This window comes from Kitasatospora sp. NPDC028055 (genome assembly GCF_040637885.1).
GTDB lineage: Bacteria > Actinomycetota > Actinomycetes > Streptomycetales > Streptomycetaceae > Kitasatospora.
The window spans coordinates 14,859-38,590 of record NZ_JBEZXE010000052.1 but is presented as its reverse complement, the minus strand read 5'-3'; the positions used below and the strand labels follow the sequence as shown (position 1 = coordinate 38,590).

General features: G+C 71.4%; 19 protein-coding genes and 4 tRNA genes. 8 read left to right on the top strand and 15 right to left on the bottom strand.

Translation table 11 applies throughout. From position 1 onward, the window contains the following. Positions 1 to 44: 44 nt before the first annotated feature. Positions 45 to 128: transfer RNA gene (locus tag AB0F71_RS33860), tRNA-Leu, on the bottom strand. Between the two features lie 433 nt (positions 129 to 561). On the opposite strand from AB0F71_RS33860, the gene AB0F71_RS33855 reads away from it, so the two are divergent. The 6 genes from AB0F71_RS33855 to pknB all read left to right on the top strand — a co-directional run bounded on the left by AB0F71_RS33855 (position 562) and on the right by pknB (position 9,057). Continuing rightward, positions 562 to 1,413, top strand: coding sequence for a DUF3662 and FHA domain-containing protein (locus tag AB0F71_RS33855; protein ID WP_360242891.1), 852 nt, complete (start codon positions 562 to 564; stop codon positions 1,411 to 1,413). Positions 1,414 to 1,459: 46 nt separating this feature from the next. Beyond that, positions 1,460 to 2,017, top strand: a complete 558-nt coding sequence (locus tag AB0F71_RS33850) for an FHA domain-containing protein (protein WP_360242888.1) — start codon at positions 1,460 to 1,462, stop codon at positions 2,015 to 2,017. A gap of 53 nt (positions 2,018 to 2,070) precedes the next feature. Beyond that, positions 2,071 to 3,711, top strand: a complete 1,641-nt coding sequence (locus tag AB0F71_RS33845; protein WP_360242885.1) for a protein phosphatase 2C domain-containing protein — start codon at positions 2,071 to 2,073, stop codon at positions 3,709 to 3,711. A 136-nt stretch (positions 3,712 to 3,847) separates the two neighbouring features. After that, entirely contained in the window at positions 3,848 to 5,251 is a 1,404-nt protein-coding gene (locus AB0F71_RS33840; RefSeq protein ID WP_360242921.1) for an FtsW/RodA/SpoVE family cell cycle protein, read from the top strand. Continuing rightward, positions 5,248 to 6,705, top strand: coding sequence for a penicillin-binding protein 2 (locus AB0F71_RS33835; protein WP_360242882.1), 1,458 nt, complete (start codon positions 5,248 to 5,250; stop codon positions 6,703 to 6,705). The genes AB0F71_RS33840 and AB0F71_RS33835 overlap by 4 nt, the downstream gene beginning before the upstream one ends. 252 nt (positions 6,706 to 6,957) lie before the next feature. Next, positions 6,958 to 9,057 carry a Stk1 family PASTA domain-containing Ser/Thr kinase gene (pknB, locus tag AB0F71_RS33830; RefSeq protein ID WP_360242879.1) on the top strand — a complete coding sequence of 700 codons (2,100 nt, stop codon included), beginning with the start codon at positions 6,958 to 6,960 and terminating at the stop codon, positions 9,055 to 9,057. A gap of 145 nt (positions 9,058 to 9,202) precedes the next feature. Here pknB and AB0F71_RS33825 read toward each other — a convergent pair whose 3' ends face one another. The 5 genes from AB0F71_RS33825 to AB0F71_RS33805 form a co-directional block, all read right to left on the bottom strand. Beyond that, entirely contained in the window at positions 9,203 to 10,003 is an 801-nt protein-coding gene (locus AB0F71_RS33825) for a class E sortase (protein ID WP_360242876.1), read from the bottom strand. A gap of 37 nt (positions 10,004 to 10,040) precedes the next feature. Further along, positions 10,041 to 11,198, bottom strand: coding sequence for a class E sortase (locus tag AB0F71_RS33820; RefSeq protein WP_360242873.1), 1,158 nt, complete (start codon positions 11,196 to 11,198; stop codon positions 10,041 to 10,043). A gap of 5 nt (positions 11,199 to 11,203) precedes the next feature. Beyond that, positions 11,204 to 11,866, bottom strand: coding sequence for an aminodeoxychorismate/anthranilate synthase component II (locus AB0F71_RS33815; protein WP_360242870.1), 663 nt, complete (start codon positions 11,864 to 11,866; stop codon positions 11,204 to 11,206). A gap of 55 nt (positions 11,867 to 11,921) precedes the next feature. Further along, a complete protein-coding gene (locus AB0F71_RS33810) occupies positions 11,922 to 12,101 on the bottom strand; it encodes a hypothetical protein (protein ID WP_360242867.1) in 180 nt (59 codons plus the stop codon). A gap of 88 nt (positions 12,102 to 12,189) precedes the next feature. After that, the gene (locus tag AB0F71_RS33805; protein ID WP_360242864.1) at positions 12,190 to 12,879 is read right to left on the bottom strand and encodes a DUF881 domain-containing protein; all 690 of its coding nucleotides are present in this window, start codon (positions 12,877 to 12,879) and stop codon (positions 12,190 to 12,192) included. A 242-nt stretch (positions 12,880 to 13,121) separates the two neighbouring features. On the opposite strand from AB0F71_RS33805, the gene crgA reads away from it, so the two are divergent. Beyond that, positions 13,122 to 13,370 (top strand): cell division protein CrgA, encoded by a 249-nt coding sequence (crgA, locus tag AB0F71_RS33800; RefSeq protein WP_360242861.1) that lies wholly within the window; start codon positions 13,122 to 13,124, stop codon positions 13,368 to 13,370. A gap of 349 nt (positions 13,371 to 13,719) precedes the next feature. Here crgA and AB0F71_RS33795 read toward each other — a convergent pair whose 3' ends face one another. Next, positions 13,720 to 14,613, bottom strand: coding sequence for a rhomboid family intramembrane serine protease (locus AB0F71_RS33795; RefSeq protein ID WP_360242858.1), 894 nt, complete (start codon positions 14,611 to 14,613; stop codon positions 13,720 to 13,722). A gap of 192 nt (positions 14,614 to 14,805) precedes the next feature. On the opposite strand from AB0F71_RS33795, the gene AB0F71_RS33790 reads away from it, so the two are divergent. After that, positions 14,806 to 15,513, top strand: coding sequence for a DUF5324 family protein (locus AB0F71_RS33790; protein ID WP_360242855.1), 708 nt, complete (start codon positions 14,806 to 14,808; stop codon positions 15,511 to 15,513). Between the two features lie 59 nt (positions 15,514 to 15,572). On the opposite strand, the gene AB0F71_RS33785 is transcribed toward AB0F71_RS33790, so the two are convergent. The 8 genes from AB0F71_RS33785 to gyrB form a co-directional block, all read right to left on the bottom strand. After that, positions 15,573 to 15,645: transfer RNA gene (locus AB0F71_RS33785), tRNA-Ala, on the bottom strand. 169 nt (positions 15,646 to 15,814) lie between these two features. Then, positions 15,815 to 15,943 (bottom strand): DLW-39 family protein, encoded by a 129-nt coding sequence (locus AB0F71_RS33780; RefSeq protein ID WP_014137031.1) that lies wholly within the window; start codon positions 15,941 to 15,943, stop codon positions 15,815 to 15,817. 324 nt (positions 15,944 to 16,267) lie between these two features. Further along, positions 16,268 to 16,341: transfer RNA gene (locus AB0F71_RS33775), tRNA-Ile, on the bottom strand. 84 nt (positions 16,342 to 16,425) lie between these two features. Further along, a tRNA-Ile gene (locus AB0F71_RS33770) sits at positions 16,426 to 16,502 on the bottom strand. A gap of 16 nt (positions 16,503 to 16,518) precedes the next feature. After that, a complete protein-coding gene (locus AB0F71_RS33765; RefSeq protein WP_360242852.1) occupies positions 16,519 to 17,892 on the bottom strand; it encodes a cyclopropane-fatty-acyl-phospholipid synthase family protein in 1,374 nt (457 codons plus the stop codon). A 257-nt stretch (positions 17,893 to 18,149) separates the two neighbouring features. Further along, positions 18,150 to 18,845 carry a DUF3566 domain-containing protein gene (locus tag AB0F71_RS33760; RefSeq protein ID WP_360242849.1) on the bottom strand — a complete coding sequence of 232 codons (696 nt, stop codon included), beginning with the start codon at positions 18,843 to 18,845 and terminating at the stop codon, positions 18,150 to 18,152. A 147-nt stretch (positions 18,846 to 18,992) separates the two neighbouring features. Further along, positions 18,993 to 21,611 (bottom strand): DNA gyrase subunit A, encoded by a 2,619-nt coding sequence (gene gyrA / locus AB0F71_RS33755; protein ID WP_360242846.1) that lies wholly within the window; start codon positions 21,609 to 21,611, stop codon positions 18,993 to 18,995. Positions 21,612 to 21,667: 56 nt separating this feature from the next. Continuing rightward, positions 21,668 to 23,692: a DNA topoisomerase (ATP-hydrolyzing) subunit B gene (gyrB, locus tag AB0F71_RS33750; protein WP_360242843.1), complete on the bottom strand. Its 2,025-nt coding sequence runs from the start codon at positions 23,690 to 23,692 to the stop codon at positions 21,668 to 21,670. Positions 23,693 to 23,732 lie beyond the last annotated feature (40 nt).

Below are 23,732 nucleotides of genomic sequence, written 5' to 3'. Positions count from 1 at the left end.
AACAAAAAAGCCCCGCAGATCCGAAGATCTGCGGGGCTTCGCTGTGCGCGAGGGGGGAGTTGAACCCCCACGCCCTTTCGGGCACTGGAACCTGAATCCAGCGCGTCTGCCTATTCCGCCACCCGCGCATGGGTGTTGTCTTCACTGCCGTCCGTTCCGCGGAGCCGCTCGGTACCATGTGGTCTTCGCGTTTCCCCGGTCCGGCTCCCTTCCGGGCGGCCCTTCCGACGTGGAAAACAGTAGCACGACCTGGGGGGCTGCTCCGAATCCGTTTCCCGGGGAGACCGACCACGTCCGAACGGCCGCGCGACGAACGGGCGGGCGAAGCGCGGTGCACCGCTCCGACGGGCAGACCTGGCGTGCCGTACCCGGAATGCGTCACCCTGTGTGTCCGAGCCCACCCCCCGGCACCACGCGGTCCGGGAACCGTACGGAAGGGCCCGGCGTGGATACGATCAGTACGGAAGTACCGCAAGTAGGCACGACCGACTCCCCCGAGGACACCTCCCCGGCGGGCCCCGGTCGGCAGGCAGGCGAACGAACCCTGGAAGGGGGTGCCCCATGGGGATGATGAAGAAGTTCGAGCAGCGGCTGGAGGGTCTCGTCAACGGCACCTTCGCCAAGGTGTTCAAGTCCGAGGTCCAGCCCGTGGAGATCGCCGGCGCTCTGCAGCGCGAGTGCGACAACAACGCGAGCATCTGGAACCGCGACCGCACCGTCGTGCCGAACGACTTCATCGTCGAGCTCAGCCCGCACGACCACGAGCGGCTCAGCCCCTACTCGGGGCAGCTCGGCACCGAGCTGGCCGGCATGGTCCGCGAGTACGCGGAGGCCCAGCGGTACTCCTTCATGGGCCCGCTCCAGGTGAACCTGGAGAAGGCCGACGACCTGGACACCGGCCTCTACCGGGTGCGCAGCCGCACCCTGGCCTCCGAGGAGCCCCAGCAGTTCGCCCCGCAGCAGCCCGGCTACGACCGCCAGCCGGCCGCACCGGCCCCCGGCGCACCGTGGCAGCAGGGCGGCGCCGGGCAGTACAACGCGCCCCCGCCACCGGCCGCGCCCCCCGCGATGCCCCCGGGCCCTCCGGCCGGCGGCAACGTCCGTGCCTTCCCCGGAGCCGGCCACGGCACCTCGGTCCGCCGCTGGATCGAGGTGAACGGCGCCCGCCACCAGATCACCGGCGCGGCCTGCGTGCTCGGCCGCTCGACCGAGGCGGACGTGCGGATCGACGACCCCGGGGTCTCCCGCAAGCACGCCGAGATCCGCCCGGGCACCCCTTCGATGGTCCTCGACCTGGGCTCCACCAACGGCATCGTGGTGGACGGGCAGCACACCCAGCGCGCTACGCTCCGCGACGGCTCCCGAATCGTCGTGGGCTCCACCACCATCGTCTACCGGCAGGTCGAAGGGTAGTGTCCGAGTTGTTCGCGCGCCTCGCTCACCGACTGGCGGGACGGCCATGTCAGAACTGACCCTCACGGTCATGCGGCTGGGCTTCCTGGCCGTGCTGTGGCTGTTCGTCATCGTCGCGATCCAGGTGATCCGCAGCGACCTGTTCGGTACCAAGGTGAACCCCCGCAGCTCCCGTCGCGGCGGCGGTGCCGCCACCGCGTCCGGCGGCGCCGCGGCGACCGCCACGGCACCCGGACGTCCCGCGGCCCCCGCCCCCGGCAACAGCGCCCCGGCGGCCCCGACCCAGGGCGGCGGCGGCCGCCGCCGCGGCGCCCCGACCCAGCTGGTGGTCGTCCAGGGCTCGCTCGCCGGGACGACGGTCGCGCTGCAGGGCCAGACCATCACGCTGGGCCGCGCGCACGACTCGACCATCGTGCTGGACGACGACTACGCGTCCTCCCGGCATGCCAGGATCTATCCGGATCAGACTGGGCAGTGGACGGTCGAGGATCTAGGCTCCACCAACGGCACCTATCTGGACCGGCAGCGCCTGACCGCGCCCACTCCGCTCCAGCCGGGCACGCCGATCCGTATCGGCAGGACCGTCATCGAACTGCGGAAGTAGTAGCGCATGAGGGACAGCATCCCGTCCAAGACCCAGAGGGGGGCACAGGTCGCATGACCCTGGTGCTGCGCTTCGCCGCCGGCTCCCACAAGGGACTGATCCGGGAGGGGAACGAGGACTCCGGCTACGCCGGGCCGCGGCTGCTGGCCGTGGCCGACGGCATGGGCGGCGCCGCGGCCGGCGAGGTCGCTTCCTCCGAGGTGCTCGGCTCGATCGTCCGACTGGACGAGGACGTGCCGGGCGCGGACCTGCTGACCCTGCTGGGCGACGCCGTCCAGGGCGCCAACGACCGGCTCCGGCAGATGGTCGAGGAGGACCCGCAGCTGGAGGGCATGGGCTGCACCCTGACGGCCATGCTCTGGACCGGCCAGCGGATGGGCCTGGTGCACGTCGGAGACTCCCGCGCCTACCTGCTGCGCGACGGCTCGCTGGTGCAGATCACCCAGGACCACACCTGGGTGCAGCGCCTGGTCGACGAGGGCCGGATCACGCCCGAGGAGGCCGAGACCCACCCGCAGCGCTCGCTGCTGATGCGGGCCCTGGACGGCCGCGGCCAGGTCGAGCCGGACCTCTCGATCCGCGAGGTCCGGGCCGGCGACCGCTACCTGATCTGCTCGGACGGGCTCTCCGGCCCGGTCAGCCACCAGACCCTCCAGGACACCCTGGGCAGCTACTACTCGCCCGAGCAGACCGTGCAGGAGCTGATCCAGCTCGCGCTGCGCGGCGGCGGTCCGGACAACATCACCTGCATCGTGGCGGACGTCATCGACGTCGGCGCCACGGACACCATGAGCGGCCAGTTCAACGACATCCCGGTGGTCGTCGGCGCGGTCGCCGAGACCCCGCCGTCCTCGGCCGCCGCCGACCGCTCGATCGCGGACACCCCGGCCGGCCGCGCCGCCGGCCTGGGCCGCGGCCCGCAGGGCGCCTTCGGCCCGGCCGAGGGCTACGACGCGGCCGGGAACGGCTTCGGCCCCGCCGAGGGCTACGAGGGCGAGGGCGGCTACGGCTACCCGGCCGAGCCCTCGGTGTACGGCACCGAGGAGTTCGACGAGGAGCAGCCCCCCAAGCGCAAGCGCCGGGGCCTGACCGTCTCGCTGGCCGTCCTGGTCACGCTCGGCCTGCTCGGCGGCGCCGGGTACTTCGGCTACCAGTGGACCCAGGACCAGTACTACATCGGCGAGGACGGCGACCACGTCGCCATCTACCAGGGCGTCAACCAGAACCTGGCCGGGCTGAGCCTGTCCTCGGTGCACGAGTCGCGCAGCGACGCGCCGTTGAGGTGGCTGCCGCAGGACCAGCGCGCCCAGGTGAGCCGGACCATCTCGGTCGGCAGCCTGTCGGACGCCCAGAAGACCATGGGCACCCTCGTGGACTGGGCCAAGCTGTGCCAGAAGGCCGCCACCGCGAACGCCGCGGCCCCGCAGGGCACCCAGGGCGCCCAGGGCACCACGGCCACCAGGACCGCGTTCGTGGCCGCCACCCCGACCACCCCGGGCGAGCGGGAGAAGCCCCGCTCCCCGGGCGCGGCCGCGCCGTCCGCCACGACGACCCCGTCCGCCCCCGGCACCGCCGCCCCGACGCCGAACGCCACCCCCCCGGCGGCCGCCCCGAGCGAGCAGGCCCAGCCGCCCCAGCAACCCGCCCTGTCCGACGACGAGCGCAGCCGGGCCGAAGCCTGCCCGAAGCAGTGACGTCCGTGATCCGACATAGGTCCGCCCGGAACGGGCCCGCCGGCCGTCAGGGAGCGGTCACCACGTGAGCAGCTACGACCTGAGCGGCGAAACCGGCCGCACCGGCTCCCGACGCCGGGCGGCGGGCGGGCGTGTCGTGCCGCGACGCCGCGGCAACACCACCATCTCGCTCCAGGGCGCACCGAACCGCCGCAACACCGAACTGGCCCTGCTGGTCTTCGCCGTGCTGCTGCCGATCCTGGCGTACGCCAACGTGGGCCTGGCGATGGACTCCCGGCTCCCGGCCGGGATGCTCGGCTACGGCCTCGGGATGGGCTCGCTGGCCCTGGTCGCGCACCTGCTGGTGCGCCGCTTCGCGCCGTACGCGGACCCGCTGATGCTGCCGATCGCCACCCTGCTGAACGGGCTGGGCGTGGTGATGATCTGGCGTCTGGACAAGGCGGGCCACCTGCTCAGCGGCAACTTCCCGGCGGCCCGCAACCAGCTGATGTGGTCGGCCCTCGGGGTCACCCTGTTCATCGGCGTGATGGTCTTCCTGAAGGACCACCGGGTGCTGCAGCGCTACACCTACATCTCGATGGTGGTGGCGCTGGTGCTGCTGGCCGCGCCGGCCTTCTTCCCGGCCCGGGCGGAGGACTTCGGCGCGAAGATCTGGATCCGGATGGGCAGCTTCTCCATCCAGCCCGGCGAGTTCGCCAAGATCGTCCTGACCGTGTTCTTCGCCGGCTACCTGATGGTCAAGCGGGACGCCCTGGCGCTGGCCAGCCGCCGCTTCATGGGCCTGTACCTGCCGCGCGGCCGCGACCTCGGCCCGATCGTCGTGATCTGGCTGCTCAGCCTGCTGATCCTGGTCTTCGAGAACGACCTCGGCACGTCCTTCCTGTTCTTCGGCCTGTTCGTGGTGATGCTCTACGTCGCCACCGAGCGGACCAGCTGGATCCTGTTCGGCCTGCTGATGTCGGTCGGCGGCGCGGTCGCGGTGGCCATGACCACCAGCCACGTCAAGGTCCGCATCGACGCCTGGCTCGACCCGATGGCTGCCTTCTCGCCGACCCCGCCCAAGGGCGCCACCGAGCAGATCGGCCAGTCGCTGATGGCGCTCGGCTCCGGCGGGGTGACCGGCTCCGGCCTCGGCCAGGGCCGCTCCTGGCTGATCAACTTCGCCGCCAAGAGCGACTTCATCCTGGGCTCCTTCGGCGAGGAGCTCGGACTGACCGGCCTGATGGCGATCTTCCTGCTGTACGCCCTGCTGGTGCAGCGCGGCCTGCGCACCGCCCTCGCCGCCCGCGACCCCTTCGGCAAGCTGTTCGCCGTCGGACTGGCCTCGGCGATGGCGCTGCAGGTGTTCGTGGTGGCCGGCGGGGTCACCGGACTGATCCCGCTGACCGGTATGACCATGCCGTTCCTCGCGCAGGGCGGTTCGTCCGTGGTCGCCAACTGGGCGCTGGTCGCGATCCTGCTCAAGATCAGCGACAGCGCCCGCCGTCCCGGGGTCGAACCGGCCCCGGTCCCCGAGGGCCAGGGAGGACCCGCCCGATGAACAAGCCGATCCGACGGGTCTCGATCTTCTGCCTGGTGCTGATCCTGGCACTGATGGTGCGCACCAACTGGGTGCAGGGCGTCCAGGCCGACGCGCTGGCCTCCGACAAGAACAACAAGCGCCAGCTGTACGACCGCTACGCCCACCCGCGCGGCAACATCATCGTCAGCGGCCAGCCGGTCACCAACTCCGACTTCGTCAACGGCCTGCGCTACAAGTACAAGCGCTCCTGGAAGGACGGCGCGATGTACGCGCCGGTCACCGGCTACTCCTCGCAGGCCTACGGCTCCAGCGGGCTGGAGAACCTGGAGGACGGCATCCTCTCGGGCACCGACGACCGGCTGTTCTTCCGCAACACCCTGGACATGCTGACCGGCGAGCAGAAGCGCGGCGGCGACGTCGTCACGACGATCAACGCCAAGGTGCAGAAGGCCGCCTTCGACGGCCTGGGCGACAAGAAGGGCGCGGTGGTCGCGCTCGACCCGAAGACCGGTGCGATCCTGGCCCTGGTCTCCACCCCGTCCTACGACCCGAGCACCTTCGCCGGTGGCGAGAGCGGCGACACCAAGGCCTGGCAGGACCTCAACGCGGACCCGAACAAGCCGATGCTCAACCGGGCGCTGCGCGAGACCTACCCGCCCGGCTCGACCTTCAAGCTGGTCACCGCCACCGCCGCGTTCGAGAACGGCCTCTACCAGGGCGTCAACGACGCCACCAGGACGCCGGACCCGTACACCCTGCCCGGCACCCAGACGGTGCTCAAGAACGAGAGCCCCAACGAGCGCTGCGAGAACGCCACCGTCGAGTCCGGGATGGACCAGTCCTGCAACACGGTCTTCGCCAAGATGGGCGCCGACCTCGGCAAGGACAAGATGCGGGCGCAGGCCGAGAAGTTCGGCTTCAACAGCACGGTGGACACCCCGGTCCGCTCCGAGAAGAGCATCTTCCCGGACAGCCCCAGCCTGGACGGCACCGCCCAGGACTCGATCGGCCAGCACGACACCCGCGCCACCCCGCTGCAGATGGCCATGGTCTCCGCGGCGATCGCCAACAACGGCAGCCTGATGCAGCCGTACCTGGTCGACCAGGAGCGCTCGGCCTCGCTGACCACCATCTCCAAGCACACCGAGAAGCAGTTCTCCCAGGCGATGAGCCCGGCCACCGCGCAGAAGATGCAGGACCTGATGGTCTCGGTGGTCGAGAACGGCACCGGCACCAACGCCAAGATCCCCGGCCTCCAGGTCGGCGGCAAGACCGGCACCGCCCAGCACGGCGAGGACAACGCCGGCCTGCCGTTCGCCTGGTTCACCTCCTGGGCCAAGACCTCGGACGGCCAGTCGGTCGCGGTCGCGGTGGTGGTCGAGGACGGCTCCCAGAACCGCGACGGCATCAGCGGTGGCCGCCTCGCGGCCCCGATCGCCAAGGCGGTGATGCAGGCCGCGCTCGGCAAGTAGAGCGGCGGTGAGGCGAAAGTCACGATCGGCACCCCCGTCCGGATACCGGTCTGATATCGGCCGACGGCTGACTCCGGTCCGGTGCGGTGCGACCGGTAGCGTATCCGCCAGCAGCGGGTGTGCCCGTTGCCGCCCGCGAGGCGGTGCACGGCCCGGCCGGAGAACCGGTCTCGGCCCGCGCGGCGTCACCCAGAGCGTGCGGGGACACCTACGTCACAACCTCACCGGCGGGTGAGGGAGAGGGTCGGAACTATGGAAGAGCCTCGTCGCCTCGGCGGCAGGTACGAGCTCGGCGGCGTCCTCGGACGCGGCGGCATGGCCGAGGTGTACCTCGGCCATGACACCCGGCTCGGCCGTTCCGTCGCAGTGAAGACGCTCCGGGCCGACATGGCGCGGGATCCGTCGTTCCAGGCCCGCTTCCGCCGCGAGGCACAGTCGGCGGCGTCCCTGAACCACCCCGCGATCGTCGCCGTGTACGACACCGGCGAGGACTACATCGACGGCATCTCCATCCCGTACATCGTGATGGAGTACGTCGAGGGGTCCACGCTGCGCGAGCTGCTGCACTCCGGCCGTCGGCTGCTGCCCGAGCGGGCGCTGGAGATGACCATCGGCATCCTCCAGGCCCTGGAGTACTCGCACCGGGCCGGGATCGTGCACCGCGACATCAAGCCGGCCAACGTGATGCTGACCCGGCAGGGCAACGTCAAGGTCATGGACTTCGGCATCGCCCGCGCGATGGGCGACGCCGGGATGACCATGACCCAGACCTCGGCCGTGATCGGCACCGCCCAGTACCTCTCCCCCGAGCAGGCCAAGGGCGAGCAGGTCGACGCCCGCTCCGACCTCTACTCCACCGGCTGCCTGCTCTACGAGCTGCTGACCGTCCGGCCGCCGTTCGTCGGCGACTCCCCGGTCGCGGTGGCCTACCAGCACGTGCGGGAGGAGCCGCAGCCGCCGTCGGCCTTCGACCCCGAGGTCCGCCCGGAGATCGACGCGATCGTGCTCAAGGCGCTCGCCAAGGACCGCGACTACCGCTACCAGAGCGCCGACGAGATGCGTGACGACATCGAGCGCTTCCTCGACGGCCTCCCGGTCGCCGCCGCCCAGCAGGCCGCCTACGGCATGGGCGCCGCCGGGTACGGCTACGACCAGAACGGCTACCCGCAGCAGCACGACCCGTACGGCCAGACCAACGTGCTGCCGCAGCAGCCCGGCGGCCCGACCACCATGCTGCCGCAGGCCTCCGGCTACCAGGACGACGGCTACGGCCAGACCTCCGCCGGTGGCGCGGGCGGCCGCGACGGCTACGACGACGGCTACGGCCAGGGCGGCGGCCGGCGCGGCGACGACCGGCAGAAGAAGAGCAACACCTCCTGGATCGTCCTGGCGGTGGCCGCCGTGCTGGTCCTGGTCGGCACCTTCTTCGTGGCCCAGGCCATGTTCAGCGACAAGGGCACCAAGGACACCCCGAAGGTCACGGCGCCGAACCTGGTCGGCAAGAGCCTGGCGGAGGCCAGGACCGCCGCGGCCGCGGCCGGCTCCAAGCTGGTGGTCACCGAGGGCGACAAGATCGCCTGCCCGGACACCAACGTCAAGAAGGACCAGGTCTGCACCCAGACCCCGACGGCGGGCACCTCGGTCTCCGAGGACGCCCACATCACCGTCCAGGTCTCCTCCGGTCCGGCCAAGGCCCAGATGCCGACCGTGACCGGCAAGACCAAGGACCAGGCGATGCAGGCCCTGACGGCGGCCGGCTTCACCAACGTCGCCGCGCCGGACTACAAGGACGACGACACCGCGCCGCAGGACACCGTGCTCTCCCAGGACCCGGCGGCCGGCGCCTCCGCCGACCCGAGCGCCCCGGTCAAGCTGACGATCTCCCAGGGCAAGACCAAGCAGACCGTCCCGAACGTGGTCGGCGCGCAGAAGGACGACGCGCAGAACACGCTGCAGGCCGCCGGCTTCCAGGTCGACGCCTCGAAGACCACGACGACCAACGACCCGACCAAGGCCAACCTCGTGGCCCAGCAGTCGGTCGCGCCCAACACCAAGGTCCCGGCCGGCACGAAGATCACCCTGACGATCTACAAGGCGCCGGACAAGCCCCAGATCCCGCCGCTGCAGAACGTCAAGCTGTCGGACGCCGGCGACAAGCTGGCGAAGCTCGGCCTGACCTACACCGTGATCGCCGGTCCGCAGGACCCGAACGCGGTCGTGGTGCAGAGCAACCCGGGCGCCGGCACCCAGGTGGACCCGAACACCCAGGTCCAGCTGATCACCCGGCCGGCCGATCCGACTAAAGGGGGGGACCCCAACACCACACCCCCCGGCAAAGGGGGCACCAACTAAGCCGCCCTTCTTCCCCTGGTTCTGACGCCGGGGAGCGGGACCGGTGAAACGCCCGAGGGCCCGTCGCGATCTCCGCGACGGGCCCTCGGGCGTTCTGTTCCGGCATCCCGCTTCGGGCGTTCCGTTCGGCCGGGCCGTCGGACGGTCAGCGCAGCTCCGGCGGCGGGGTGCGGTTGGCGTCCATGGCGTCCACCCGCACCAGGCTCCCCCAGACGGCCATCCGGTAGCGCGAGGTGTACACCGGCGTGCAGGTGGTCAGGGTGATGTACCGGCCGGGGCCGGTGTACCCGGAGCTCACCGGGACGGGCGCGACGATGCCGGTGTCGTACTTGGAGGTCTCCGGCAGGGTGTTGTCGACCTTGTAGACGTACCACTTGTCCCTGGTCTCCACCACGACCGCGTCGCCCCGGTGGACGGCGTCCAGGTCGTGGAACTTGGCGCCGTGCCCGTCCCGGTGGGCGGCCAGCGCGAAGTTGCCCGCCTGGTCCCAGGGCATCGCGGACCGGTAGGGCTGCTCGTAGACGCCCGCCACGCCCTCGTCCAGCACGGCGGTGGAGGTGCCCATCCGGATCAGCACCTGGAAGCCCCGGCCCATCGCCGGGACGTGCAGGAAGCCCACGTCGTCCCCGAACGCGGGGACCGCGGCGGGCGCGGGCGCCGCGGCGCTCCCAGCCGGGGGGCCGGCGGTCGGACCGGCCGACCAGGAGCCGCGCAGCCGGTCCGCGGCGTGCGCGGCGGAGGCGTCCGCCTGCACGTTGGTCCACCAGAGCGAGTAGGCCACGAACAGGCCGAGCACCAGGCCCACGGTGATCAGCAGTTCGCCGAACACCCCGAGCGCGGCCAGTGCCCGGCCGCGGCCCCGCCGGCCCTCCCGTCCGGGCGGGGGGAAGGCCTCCTCGGCCGCACCGGTCGTACCGGCCGACCCCGCGGTCCCGTCGTCCTGCATCTGTGGTGTTCCCCCTCCGGAGCCGGTCGGCGGGCGGCTACCCACCCGTGATCGCGGCCGGCTTGCCCTGGCTGCGCGGCCGCTCCTCGATCATCTTGCCAAAGACGATGAGCCGGAACTTGGAGGTGAACTCCGGAGTGCAGGTGGTCAGCGTGATGTAGCGGCCCGGCCCGGCGTACCCGGAGCCGTTCGGCACCGGCTTGATCACGCTCACGTTGCTGGGGGAGGTCTGCGGGATCCCCCCGGTGATCTCGTAGGTGTAGTACCCGGTGGCGGTCTCCACCACGACCTTGTCGCCCTTGCCCAGCTCGTTGATGTACCGGAACGGCTCGCCGTGGGTGTTGCGGTGCGCGGCCAGCGCGAAGTTGCCCGCCTGGTCGCCCGGCATCGCGGTGCCGGGGTAGTGGCCGACCAGGCCCTTGTCGAGCACCGCCGCCTTGTCGGTGCCCTCGGCGATCGGGAACTTCAACCCCAGCTTGGGCAGGTAGATGATGGCGAAGCCCTTGCCGGGCGCGAACGCCTCGGGCTTGTTCGGGTCGGCGGCGGGCTGCCCCGGACCGGACGGCTGGGCGTCGAACTGCTGCTCCAGCTGGTCCCGGGCGCTGCTGGCGGCCGCGTCGGCCTGCACGTTGGTCCACCAGAGCTGGTAGGCGACGAACAGCAGCATCACCACGCCGAGGGTGATGCACAGTTCGCCGACCAGGCGGGCGGCCACCACGACCGCGGACTCCTTGGGGCGGGGCCCCCCGGCCGCCCGGCCCTTGGCCCGGCGCCGGCCACCGCCGGTACGGACGGCGGTCCGGCCCTGGGCGGCCCGACGGCGCTCGGCCCGGCCGCCGGTGGGCGCGACGGGCTCGGCCGCCGGCTCCCCGTCCTCGACGGGCAGCCGCAGTTGGAGGGTCTGGTCGGGCAGCCACGGGTACTCGGGCCCGCCCTCCACCGGCCGCTCGGCCTGCTCGTAGACGCCCCAGCCGTCCTCGGGCGCGGCCTGGGCGTCCTGCTCCCCCGGGTACGGCCGGGCCTGCGCCGCCTCGCCGTACTGCGGGGCGCCGTACTGCGCCCCGCCGTACTGCGGGACGCCGTACTGCGGGGCACCGGGCTCCGCGCCCTGGTACGGGCCGCCGGCGTACTGCGGCGGGCCGCCGTACGGGCCCGGCTCCGGCTGGTAACGCCCCTCCGGGCGTACCGCGGTCACGCCGCTCAGCCCCGGCCGATCACCGGGGCGAGCCCGGCCGACCGGTCCACGGCCTGCGGGAAGCCGCACTCCGCCAGCCAGTTGGCGAGCATCCGGTGCCCGCCCTCGGTCAGCACCGACTCGGGGTGGAACTGCACGCCCTCGACCGGCAGTTCGCGGTGCCGCAGGCCCATGATCACGCCACTGCCGGTCCGGGCGGTGACCACCAGTTCGTCCGGCACGGTGGCCGGGTCGACGGCCAGCGAGTGGTAGCGGGTCGCGGTCAGCGGCGAGGGCAGGCCCTCGAAGACCCCGCCGTCCTCGTGCTCGACCGGCGAGGTCTTGCCGTGCAGCAGTTCGGGCGCCCGGCCGACCACCGCGCCGTACGCCACCGCGATCGACTGGAGGCCCAGGCACACGCCGAACACCGGCAGCCCGATCGCCGCGCAGTGGTGCACCATCGCGATGCAGACCCCGGCCTCCTCGGGCGCCCCGGGGCCGGGGGAGAGCAGCACCCCGTCGAAGCCCTCCTCCCCCGCCCGGCGGACGGCGTGCTCGACGGTCACCTCGTCGTTGCGCACCACCTCGCAGGTGGCGCCGAGCTGGTACAGGTACTGGACCAGGTTGAACACGAAGCTGTCGTAGTTGTCCACGACCAGGATGCGGGGCGGGGTCGACTGGGTGGTCATGCGCGCGTGGTCTCCGTGGGGTGCGGTGCTGGGGGGAAGTTCCGGGCCCGACGGGTCAGCCGGCCGGGGCGCCGTCGCCGCCGTCCACTGTGACGTCGCCGAAGGGGAGCAGCGGTTCCGCCCACGGGAAGACGTAGGTGAAGAGGAGGTAGACGATCCCCAGGATCAGGAGCAGCGAGATGACGGCCCGGACCAGGGTGTTCCCCGGCAGATGGCGCCAGATCCAGCCGTACATGGTGCTCCCTCTAGGTAGCGGACTGGGATCAAGAGTAGACCCGGGATCCACGGCCGTGAGGCCGGTCCGGCACTGCCCCGCCGCCGGGCTACGGCTGGCCGCCCGCCGACCGGAGCTCGGTCGTGCCGGAGTACCCGGGCAGCGTGAGGTCCCCGCTGTCCTGGACCTTCCAGCCCAGGCCGTACGCCTGGACGTACTGCAGGTAGTTGCGGATCGTCGGGTCCCCCTCGACGGCCGAGCGCAGGGCGTCGGTCCTGCCCACCGCCTTGACCACGTACGGCGGGGAGTAGACCCGGCCCTGGAGCAGCAGGGTGTTGCCGACGCAGCGGACGGCGCTGGTGGAGATCAGCCGCTGGTCCATCACCTGGACGCCGGCCGCGCCGCCCCGCCAGAGCGCGTTGACCACGGCCTGGATGTCCTGCTGGTGGATGACCAGGTCGTTGACGCCGGGCTCCGGGACCCCGGGGATGCGCGCGGTGGCGTTCGGCGGGGCGTCGTTGAGGGTGACGGTCAACCCGCCGCCCTGGAGCGGCTCCAGGGCGGCGCCGAGCCGCAGGCCGTCCAGCCGGGCCGAGTCGGCGGGGTCGTGGCCCTGCTGCTCGGTGAGCTCCTGCGCCCGGGACTGGAGGTCGGCCAGCTGGGACTGCGCCTGCTGGTTCTGCGCGCTGCGCTGGCGGATCACGTCGCCGAGGCTCAGCAGCGAGTTGTCGGTCCGCAGGTCGGTGCCGCGGGCGGTCTGGGCGCTGATGTAGAAGAGCAGACCGGCGAGCGCGAACACGGTGCAGGTCAGGGCACGTCCGACAATTCGGATACCGGAACGGGGGGTGACGGCCTTCCCGGGGGGAATCGACAAATTAGTCACCGTACCCTTATCTCCTTGAGACCCGCCGAACCACTACGCTAACGGACGCCGGTGGCAGGCGTGGGAGTGGTCCCAGAGCGCTCTCCTCGACCGTCCGTCGGCGTCTCGCCCGCTGCACCCCTGCGCGGTCTCACAGCGCATCGACAGGAGAGCTCCTCGTGCCGAAGTCTCGACTCCGCAAGAAGTCCGACTACACCCCGCCGGCGACGACCGCGGTGAAGATCAGTTCGGGCCGTAGTTGGGTCGCACCGCTGATGCTGGCACTGTTCCTGATCGGCCTGGTGTGGATCGTCACCTACTACGTGACCAGCGGCAGCTACCCGGTGGAGAGCTGGCGGAACTGGAACATCCTGGTCGGCTTCGGGTTCATCGCGGCCGGCTTCGGCGTCTCCACCCAGTGGAAGTGACGCTCCGCGCGTCCTGAGGCTCGGTCCCGAGTCCTCCCCGCCGCTTCGGACCACGGTCCCGGAGCGGCGGTTCGGTGTGCCCGCGACCGGTCGCGGTGCCGTCCGCCCGCCCATCATCCGACGGTCCCACCATCGGACCGTCAGGCTTATCCACATGGTTATCCACACTGGGGAAAAGTCCCCACCGCCTGTGGATAACTCCGTGCCGCGACACCGTCCACAGCTGTGCACAACTCCCGGGGCGCGTGCGAACCGCACAGCAGGACACGCGTAGAACAGCAGTCCACAGCCCGCCCGCCGCACAGCCTGTGCAGAACTCCGCACCCGCTGTGGACAAACGTACGGGGAGTCACGCCCCGTACCAGGCCATCCCGGTCAACAGCAGCGCCGCCTCCAGCGCCACCGCGCCGGCCAGCGTCAGCCACTGGACCAGGGCGCGCCGCTCACGCGGGGCGTACATCAGGCCGAAGGCGACCAGGCCGCCGAACACCAGGCCGCCGATGTGCGCCCGCCAGTCGATGTTCGGGCGGGCGAAGGTCACCACCAGGTTGAAGACCAGGAAGGCCACCGCCGGGGCGACCGGGCCCCGGTCCCGCAGCTGCATCAGGATCGTGGCGGAGATCAGGCCGAAGATCGCCCCGGAGGCCCCCACCGAGTTCATCCGGTCCCCCGCCACCAGGAAGGCGAAGGTGCTGCCGCCCAGCCCGGCGAGCAGGTAGAGGGCCAGGAAGCGCAGCCGCCCGAGCGCCTCCTCCAGCGGCGGGCCGAGCCACAGCAGCACCAGCATGTTCAGCCCGATGTGCCACCACTCCAGGTGCAGGAAGGTGGCGGTCAGCAGCCGGTACCACTGGTCCGGGCCGTCGGCGACGCCGTACGGCCCCCCGGGGTACGACCGGCCGGCGCTGGCCAGCGACCAGACCTCGCCCAGGCGCGGGTTGAGGACGTACGCGGCCAGCACCCAGACCACCAGGTTGATCCCGACCAGCGTCCGGGTCACCAGCCCGCCGTCCAGGGCCGGCACCCCGCCGAAGCGGGTGGTGGCCCGTCGCGCCCCGGCGTGCCCCTGACCGGCGCACTCGGGGCACTGGAAGCCCACCGCGGCGGCCACCATGCACTGCGGGCAGATCGGCCGTTCGCAGCGGGTGCAGGAGATCCCGGTGGCCGTCCCCGGGTGCCGGTAGCAGTCGGGCTGCCCGGCCCCGGGGGACCGGTCCGTGGACCCTCGCGGCTCGTCCGGGAGCATCAGCGGCTACCCCTTCCCCTGACCGACCACCGAAACCGCCAGCCTACTGCGGCCCGTGCCCCGCACGGCCCCCGAACGGCCCCGCCGGGCCCGCGTACGGCCCACCCCGGCGTGCCGGTGGGCGAATCCGGATGCATGATCAGCATTCAGGTGGATATGTGCATATAAGGACGCCACCAGGAGGAGAGACTCGTGAGCTTTTCGGACTCGGCCCGTGACACCGCCACCAGGACCCGGGACTCCGCCGCACAGTTCGCGGACGGCGCCAGGCAGCGCCTCGGGCCCGCCCTGGACGCCCTCGGCCCCAAGGCCACCCAGGCCGCCCACCACCTCCGCGTCCAGTACGACCGGCACCTCGCCCCGCAGTTCGGCCAGGCCTTCGCCAACCTGCCGCCCGAGGCCCAGCAGAACGCCCTGCGGGCCCTCCACCGGGCCCAGGAGGCCGCCCTGGCGGCCCGGCTGTCCGCCGCCCGCGCCGCCGACCAGGCCCGCAGCACGGTCGGCCCCAGGGTCGCCCAGGCCGTCGAGGAGGCCCGGGCCGCGGTCTCCCCGGTCGCGCACGAGGCCCAGTCCCGCGGCGCCGCCGCGCTGACCGCCCTCCAGGGCCACGTCAGCTCGGCCGAGATCAACGAGCTGGCCGCCCGGAACGCGAAGCGGCAGCAGCGGTGCGGCGGCCGGACGGCCGCCGGGCTGCTGCTGGCCGGGGTGCTGGCGGTGGGCGGCGGGCTGGTCGCCTGGCAGTGGTGGCGCCGGCACAGCAACCCGGAGTGGCTGGTCGAGCCCCCGGCGCCGGAGTCCCACCGGCCGGCCGGCGCGACCGCCGCCACCTCCCCGGTGAACGGCCTCACCCCCGAGGACGCGGCCGAGGCCGCCGAGCCCACCGAGGACGACACCCCCTAGAGCCACGGAAACGCCGAACGGCGGCCGACCCGGAAGGGTCGACCGCCGTTCAGGCGCTGTGGAGCATAGGAGACTCGAACTCCTGACATCTGCCTTGCAAAGGCAGCGCTCTACCAACTGAGCTAATGCCCCTCGACGGCACGGCTCGTGCCAACGGGCACTAGCGTACCGGGTTCCGGCGTGTTTCCGAGAGCCGTCCCCCTGGGGGAACCGGCCGGTCCGATCGTATGAGCGGGCCGACCGGTTCGGGAGGCGCCGGTGAGCGCCTCCGAAGACCGTCGATCGTCAGATCGTCCGGGGCTCAGCGACCGGCCGGAACCGGGTCGGTGGCCTCGGTCCACAGGTCCTGCTCGGCGCGGTCCGCCTGGACCTGACGGTAGACAAAGAAGCCGCCGAGGGCGACCAGGGCGACCAGGAGAAGCTTCTTCACCGCGGGACCTCGTCCTTCTAGCGTTGGTGGACTCAGGAGCCGTTGCTCCGGCCGGACCGACCGGGCCGACGAGTCCAGATGTGTTTCGAGCGCGAACGGGCGGTCGGGTGCCGGACTGCCCTTGCGGCCGATGATACACACCGGTGTCCCAATCGTGACCAGCCACCGGCACCGTCAACCCGGCGGTCCGGTCCGAGGATTGACGCCGCACCTCATGCCGTACGGATCGTCCGCACCCGGTCCGACCGGGAAGCCCTCGTCAGGGGCGGTCCGCCGGGGAACGCCGAAGGGCCCGGAGTGATCACTCCGGGCCCTTCGGGGCGGTGGGCCTAACAGGACTTGAACCTGTGGCCTCTTCCTTATCAGGGAAGCGCTCTAACCGTCTGAGCTATAGGCCCTCGCTGCACATAGAGCGTACCGGAAGCCGCCCGATCTGCGAAAACGCCGAAGGGCCCGGAGTGATCACTCCGGGCCCTTCGCGGTGGTGGGCCTAACAGGACTTGAACCTGTGGCCTCTTCCTTATCAGGGAAGCGCTCTAACCGTCTGAGCTATAGGCCCTTGCCGCACTGAAAGATTAGCGGACCGACCGCCGATCTCCCAAATCCGTTCCGGCCGGGGTCGCGGCAGTGACCTCGGCGGCCGGGCGCACCAGCCACTCCTCACGGGTCGGCGGCAGGCCCGAGCCGCCCTGCTCGGTGCTGCGGACCGCGAGGATCTGGTTCACCCCGATCCGGTTCTGCTCGAAGGCCAGCGCGGAGGCGGCCATGTACAGCCGCCAGACCCGGGCGCGGCCGAGGCCGACCAGCCGGACCGCCTCCGTCCAGTGCGCCTCCAGGTTGGCCACCCACTCGCGCAGGGTCAGCCCGTAGTGCTCGCGCAGCGCCTCGACGTCCCGGACCTCGAAGCCGGCCTCCTCCAGCCGGGCCACCGTGGAACCGACCGGGGAGAGCTCGCCGTCCGGGAAGACGTAGCGGTCGATGAAGGGGCTGGTGCGGTGCGGTTCGCCGGGGTGGTCGGGGCGCCGGGCGATCTGGTGGTTGAGCAGCCGGCCGCCGGGCGCCAGCAGCCGGAACAGGCCGTCGGCGTACACCCGGTACTGCTCGGCACCGACGTGCTCGGCCATCCCGACGCTGGAGATCGCGTCGAAGGGGCCGTCGGTGATCTCCCGGTAGTCCTGGAGCCGGACCTCCACCCGGTCGGCCAGGCCGGCCTCCTCGATCCGGGTGCGGGCCAGCGCGACCTGCTCGGTGGAGATCGAGACGCCGACCGCGGTGACCCCGTAGTGCTCGGCCGCGTGCAGCAGCAGCGAGCCCCAGCCGCAGCCGACGTCCAGCAGCCGCATCCCGGGCCGCAGGCCGAGCTTCCGGCAGATCAGGTCGAGTTTGGCCTCCTGGGCGGCCTCCAGGCTCTTCGCCTCGGGCGTCCAGTAGGCGCACGAGTAGACCATGGAGGAGCCCAGCACGAGGCCGTAGAAGTCGTTCCCGACGTCGTAGTGGTGGCTGATGGCGGCGCGGTCCCGGCCGCGGCTGTGCAGCCGCCCCTGGGCCCGGCGGACCTCCTCCGGGGGCGGGGTGGGCTCCGGTCCGATCGCCCCGGCCCGGAGGGCGGCGGCGACCACCCGGCGGCCCGCGGCGCCGAGGACGTCGCGCGGCCCGAGGGCCATGGTGCGGATCTCGGGGAGTTCGGCGAACTGGGCGACCGCGGAGAGCGTCTCGTAGAGGTCGGTGCCGGGGGCGAGGTCGAGGTCCCCCGAGACGTAGGCCCGGGCCAGGCCCAGCTCGCCCGGCTGCCACAGCAGCCGGCGCAGCGCCCGGCGGTTGCGCAGGACCACCGTGGGCGCCCCGGGCGGCCCGGCGACACTGCCGTCCCAGGCCTGCACCCGCAAGGGGATCGGGATGCCCAACAGCCCGTCCAGGGCCTCGACCAGTTGACCTGCGAGCTTCGCCACCGCGCGCCTCCGTCCAGCCTTCCTGCGGAAACCTTCCTGACCCGGTCGCCCGACCGGGGCGGCCTGCGGCACTCCCACGGGTGGGAACGGGCGGCGTCCAGCTAATCCCACCGCGGCCGACCCGTTTCCGGGCGGCACGCCGCGGGAGCCGGCAGTCACCCGAAATGCCGACGGGCCCCGCAGGCTGCAACAGCCTGCGGGGCCCGTACATTCCGTCCGCGGACGGTGAACTGACCAGGGATCAGGATCCGGCCGGATCAGTCCTCTTCGGCCAGGGTGAGCTCGACGCCGCCGGTGAAGCCGGCCGCCGCGTTGTAGATGAAGGCCGACAGCGTGGAGAGCGCGGTCAGCAGCACCACGTCGACCACCGCGATCAGCGTGGTGAACATCATGACCTTGCCGAAGCCGATGTAGTCCATCAGGTTCAGCTGGCTGCTGGCGTTGTCCGCGCCGCCGCCGGTGACGTCCTTGAGGGTCTTGGTCAGCGAGTCGAAGACGCCGAGCGAGTCCAGGGTCATCCACAGCACGGCCGAGGCCACGATGATGATGATGCCGACGGCCAGCGACAGCAGGAAGCTGACCTTCATCACCGACCACGGGTCGACCTTGGTCACCCGCAGCCGGGCCTTGCGGGTCCGGCCGAGGCCGCCCCCGACGGTCGCCGGGCCCGCGGCGGGGCGGCGCGGCGCGCCGGGCACCGGGGTGCCGCCGGGCGGGGTGTTGCCACCGGTCCGGGTGCCCCGGGCCGGGGTCGGCTGCCCCTTGGTGTACGTCGTCGGCTGCGAGAAACCGCTCTGTCCGGCCTGGCCCGCTCCGCCGACCGGCGGCATCAGCGAGGTGGACGCGGCCGAGTGCTCGGTCGGCGGCTGCCCCGGCACGCCGTACGACCCCCCGCCCTGCGCGCCCGGACGGCCGCCGGAGGGTCCTCCCGCAGCACCCGTGGCTCCACTCACCTGGTCCTCCCGCACTTCCCACCAGGGCGGCGCCGCCCTGATCCGTCACTCGTCATCCAGCGCCCGGCGGGATTGCCCGGTACTGGTCGGCGTCCGGTGCCGCCGCGCCCACTCTCTGGACGCGGCGGCACCGGTCTGCGGTTCGGTTCAGACCTCGGCGTCGCCGCCGACCGCCGTCCCCGTACCTTCGGTCGTCTCGGTGGACTCGGTGCCGGTGACCTCGTCCTCCGCCGTCTCCTCGTCCTCGGCCTCCGCGTTGCGGGCCATGCCCACCACCGCGTCGCGCTTTCCGAGGTTGATCAGTTGGACGCCCATGGTGTCACGTCCGGTTTCACGAACCTCGGAAACCCTCGTGCGGATCACCCCGCCCGACAGGGTGATCGCCATGATCTCGTCGGTGTCGTCCACCACCAGTGCGCCGACCAGCGAGCCCCGGCCCTCGACGATCTTCGCCGCCTTGGTGCCGTAGCCGCCGCGTCCCTGGACACGGTACTCGTCCACCCCGGTCCGCTTGGCGTAGCCGCCGTCCGTGGCGGTGAAGACGTACGTCCCGGGACGGACGACGTTCATCGAGAGCAGCTCGTCGTCCTCGCGGAAGGCCATGCCCTTGACGCCGGAGGTGGCGCGGCCGGTGGGCCGCAGGGCGTCGTCGGTCGCGGTGAAGCGGATCGACTGGGCCTTCTTGGAGACCAGCAGCAGGTCGTCCTCGGAGGAGACCAGCTCGGCGCCGATCAGCTCGTCGTCCCGGCCCTCCTCGTCCTGGCGCAGGTTGATCGCGATCAGGCCGCCGGAGCGCGGGGAGTCGTAGTCCTTGAGCGGGGACTTCTTCACCAGGCCGGCCCGGGTGGCGAGGACCAGGTACGGCTTGTCCTCGTAGGTGCGGACGGCCATCACCTGGGCGATGTGCTCCCCCGGCTGGAAGGCCAGCAGGTTGGCCACGTGCTGGCCGCGGGCGTCGCGGCCGGCGTCCGGCAGCTCGTAGCCCTTGGCGCGGTAGACCCGGCCCTTGTTGGTGAAGAACAGGATCCAGTTGTGGGTCGTCGTCACGAAGAAGTGGTCGACGATGTCGTCCTGCTTGAGCTGGGCACCGCGCACACCCTTGCCGCCGCGCTTCTGCGAGCGGTAGAGGTCGGAGCGGGTCCGCTTGACGTAGCCGCCACGGGTGATCGTGACGACGATGTCCTCCTCGGCGATGAGGTCCTCGATGGAGAGGTCGCCGTCCGAGGGGATCAGGGTCGAGCGGCGCTCGTCGCCGTACTTCTCGACGATCGCGGCGAGCTCCTCGGAGATGATCTCGCGCTGGCGGGTCGGCGAGGCCAGGATGGCGTTGTACTCGTCGATCTTGCGCTGCAGCTCGTCGTGCTCGTCCGTGATCCGCTGGCGCTCCAGGGCGGCCAGCCGGCGCAGCTGCATCTCCAGGATCGCGTTGGCCTGGAGCTCGTCGATGTCCAGCAGGCCCATCAGGCCGGTGCGGGCGGCGTCGGCGCTGGCCGAGGCCCGGATCAGCGCGATGACCTCGTCGATCAGGTCCAGGGCCTTGAGCAGCGCGCGCAGGATGTGGGCGCGCTCCTCGGCCTTGCGCAGGCGGAACCTGGTGCGCCGGACGATGACCTCGACCTGGTGGTTGACCCAGTGCCGGATGAAGGCGTCGAGCGACAGCGTGCGCGGCACGCCGTCGACCAGGGCCAGCATGTTGGCGCCGAAGTTGGTCTGCAGCTCGGTGTGCTTGTACAGGTTGTTGAGCACGACCTTGGCGACCGCGTCGCGCTTGAGCACGACCACCAGGCGCTGGCCGGTGCGGGACGAGGACTCGTCCCGGACGTCGGCGATGCCGGCGATCTTGCCGTCCTTGACCAGGTCGGCGATCTTGAGCGCGAGGTTGTCCGGGTTGACCTGGTACGGCAGCTCGGTGATCACCAGGCACTGGCGGCCCTGGATCTCCTCGACCTCGACCACGGCCCGCATGGTGACCGAGCCGCGGCCGGTGCGGTAGTAGTCGTCGATCCCGCGGCGGCCGACGATCAGCGCGCCGGTGGGGAAGTCGGGGCCCTTGATCCGCTCGATCAGGGCCTCGAGCAGCTCCTCGGCGGAGGCCTCGGGGTTCTCCAGGTACCAGAGCGCGCCGGAGGCGACCTCGCGCAGGTTGTGCGGCGGGATGTTGGTGGCCATGCCGACCGCGATGCCGGTGGCACCGTTGACCAGCAGGTTGGGGATGCGCGCGGGCAGGACGGTCGGCTCCTGGGAGCGGCCGTCGTAGTTGGGCGCGAAGTCGACGGTCTCCTCGTCGATGTCGCGCATCATCTCCATGGCCAGCGGCATCATCTTGCACTCGGTGTAGCGCATGGCCGCCGCCGGGTCGTTGCCCGGGGAGCCGAAGTTGCCGTTGCCGTCCACCAGCGGCATCCGCATCGACCACGGCTGGGCCAGGCGGACCACGGTGTCGTAGATCGAGGTGTCACCGTGCGGGTGGTAGTTGCCCATCACGTCGCCGACGACGCGGGCGCACTTGTAGTAGCCCTTCTCGGGCCGGTACCCGCCGTCGTACATCGCGTAGAGCACGCGGCGGTGCACCGGCTTGAGGCCGTCGCGGACCTCGGGGAGCGCCCGGCTGACGATCACGCTCATCGCGTAGTCGAGGTACGAGCGCTGCATCTCGGTCTCGAGCTCGACCGGCTCGATCCGCATGGTCACCTGGGTGGTGGCCTCGGCGGCGGGGGACTCGGGGGTCTCGGGCTGGTCGCCTTCGGGACGGTTGTCGTCGACCACTGGTGGTCAGTTTCCTTTCACGCGGACTGGTACGTGCGGGGCCTGGTTCGCAGGCGTCACACGTCCAGGAAGCGGACGTCCTTGGCGTTGCGCTGGATGAAGGAGCGGCGGGCCTCGACGTCCTCGCCCATCAGCACGGAGAACAGCTCGTCGGCGCGGGCGGCGTCCTCCAGGGTGACCTGGAGCAGCAGGCGGTGCTCGGCGTCCATGGTGGTGACCCGGAGTTCCTCGGCGTTCATCTCGCCGAGACCCTTGAAGCGCTGGATCGCGTCGTCCTTGGGCAGTCGGCGCCCGGCCGCGACGCCGGCCGCGACCAGCGCGTCGCGCTCGCGGTCGGAGTAGGCGTACTCGAAGTCGTCCTTGCCCCACTTGATCTTGTACAGCGGCGGCATGGCGAGGTAGACGTACCCGGACTCGACCAGCGGCCGCATGAAGCGGAACAGCAGGGTGAGCAGCAGGGTGCGGATGTGCTGTCCGTCGACGTCGGCGTCGGCCATCAGGACGATCTTGTGGTACCGCAGCTTGGACTCGTCGTAGTCCTCCTGGATGCCGCAGCCGAAGGCCGAGATCAGCGCCTGGACCTCGGTGTTCTGCAGCACCTTGTCGATCCGGGCCTTCTCGACGTTCAGGATCTTGCCGCGGATCGGCAGGATGGCCTGGGTGCGCGGGTCGCGGCCCTGCTTGGCCGAGCCGCCGGCGGAGTCACCCTCGACGATGAAGATCTCGCACTCGGACGGGTCCTTGGACTGGCAGTCCGAGAGCTTGCCCGGCAGCGAGGCGGACTCCAGCAGGCCCTTGCGGCGGGTCAGGTCGCGGGCCTTGCGGGCGGCGACGCGCGCGGTGGCGGCCTGGATGGACTTGCGGATGATGTCCGAGGCCTCGTTGGGGTTGCGGTCCAGCCAGTCGTTGAGCTGCTCGTGGACGACCTTCTGGACGAAGGTCTTCGCCTCGGTGTTGCCGAGCTTGTCCTTGGTCTGGCCCTCGAACTGCGGCTCGCCGAGCTTGACCGAGATGATCGCGGTCAGGCCCTCGCGGATGTCCTCGCCGGAGAGGTTGTCGTCCTTCTCGCGGAGCAGCTTCTTGTCCCGCGCGTAGCGGTTGACCAGGCCGGTCAGCGCGGCGCGGAAGCCCTCCTCGTGGGTGCCGCCGCCGTGGGTGTGGATGGTGTTGGCGAAGCTGTAGACCCCCTCGGTGTAGGAGGAGTTCCACTGCATCGCGATCTCCACCGAGATCGCCTTGTCCTTGTCCTCCGCCTCGAAGTCGATCACCGAGGGGTGGATGACCTCGCCCTTGCGGGAGTTGAGGTGGGCGACGAAGTCGGCGATGCCGCCGTCGTACTTGTACGTGACGGTGAGCGGCTTGCCCTCCTCGTCCACGTGCTCGGGGCGCTCGTCGGTCAGCGAGATCGACAGGCCCTTGTTGAGGAAGGCCATCTCCTGGAAGCGCCGGGAGAGCGTCTCGAAGGAGTAGACGGTGGTCTCGAAGATGTCGGGGTCGGCCCAGAAGGTCACCGTGGTGCCGGTGCGGTCGGTCTCGGCGCCCTTGACCAGGGGGGCGGTCGGCGCGCCCATCTTGTAGTCCTGGGTCCAGATGTGGCCGTCCTTGTGGATCTCCACCGAGAGCCGGGTGGACAGCGCGTTCACCACCGAGACGCCGACGCCGTGCAGACCGCCGGAGACGGCGTAGCCGCCGCCGCCGAACTTGCCGCCCGCGTGCAGGACGGTGAGCACGACCTCGACGGCCGGCTTGTCCTGGCCGGGGACGATGTCCACCGGGATGCCGCGGCCGTTGTCGACGCAGCGGATGGCGCCGTCGGCCATGATCGTCACGTCGATGGTGTCGGCGTACCCCGCCATCGCCTCGTCGACGGAGTTGTCCACGACCTCCTGCACCAGGTGGTGCAGGCCGCGCTCACCGGTGGAACCGATGTACATGCCGGGGCGCTTGCGGACGGCGTCGAGGCCTTCCAGCACCTGGATGTTGCTACCGGTGTAGGAAGCCTGGTCGGTCTGGTCTGGGGTCTGGCTGGGGTTGCCGGAATCGGCCACGAAGCGCCCTCTCTGGCACAGCGCGGGCCGCATTCCAGCCCCGTGCGGGCGGGCGTGCGACCACGGCGTTTCG

Bases quoted from the DNA above. Each gene is read 5' to 3' on its own strand.
- AB0F71_RS33855 (WP_360242891.1), top strand. From the start codon at position 562: ATGGGGATGATGAAGAAGTTCGAGCAGCGGCTGGAGGGTCTCGTCAAC.
- AB0F71_RS33850 (WP_360242888.1), top strand. From the start codon at position 1,460: ATGTCAGAACTGACCCTCACGGTCATGCGGCTGGGCTTCCTGGCCGTG.
- AB0F71_RS33845 (WP_360242885.1), top strand. From the start codon at position 2,071: ATGACCCTGGTGCTGCGCTTCGCCGCCGGCTCCCACAAGGGACTGATC.
- AB0F71_RS33835 (WP_360242882.1), top strand. From the start codon at position 5,248: ATGAACAAGCCGATCCGACGGGTCTCGATCTTCTGCCTGGTGCTGATC.
- pknB (WP_360242879.1), top strand. From the start codon at position 6,958: ATGGAAGAGCCTCGTCGCCTCGGCGGCAGGTACGAGCTCGGCGGCGTC.
- AB0F71_RS33825 (WP_360242876.1), bottom strand. From the start codon at position 10,003: ATGCAGGACGACGGGACCGCGGGGTCGGCCGGTACGACCGGTGCGGCC.
- AB0F71_RS33815 (WP_360242870.1), bottom strand. From the start codon at position 11,866: ATGACCACCCAGTCGACCCCGCCCCGCATCCTGGTCGTGGACAACTAC.
- AB0F71_RS33810 (WP_360242867.1), bottom strand. From the start codon at position 12,101: ATGTACGGCTGGATCTGGCGCCATCTGCCGGGGAACACCCTGGTCCGG.
- AB0F71_RS33795 (WP_360242858.1), bottom strand. From the start codon at position 14,613: ATGCTCCCGGACGAGCCGCGAGGGTCCACGGACCGGTCCCCCGGGGCC.
- gyrB (WP_360242843.1), bottom strand. From the start codon at position 23,692: ATGCGGCCCGCGCTGTGCCAGAGAGGGCGCTTCGTGGCCGATTCCGGC.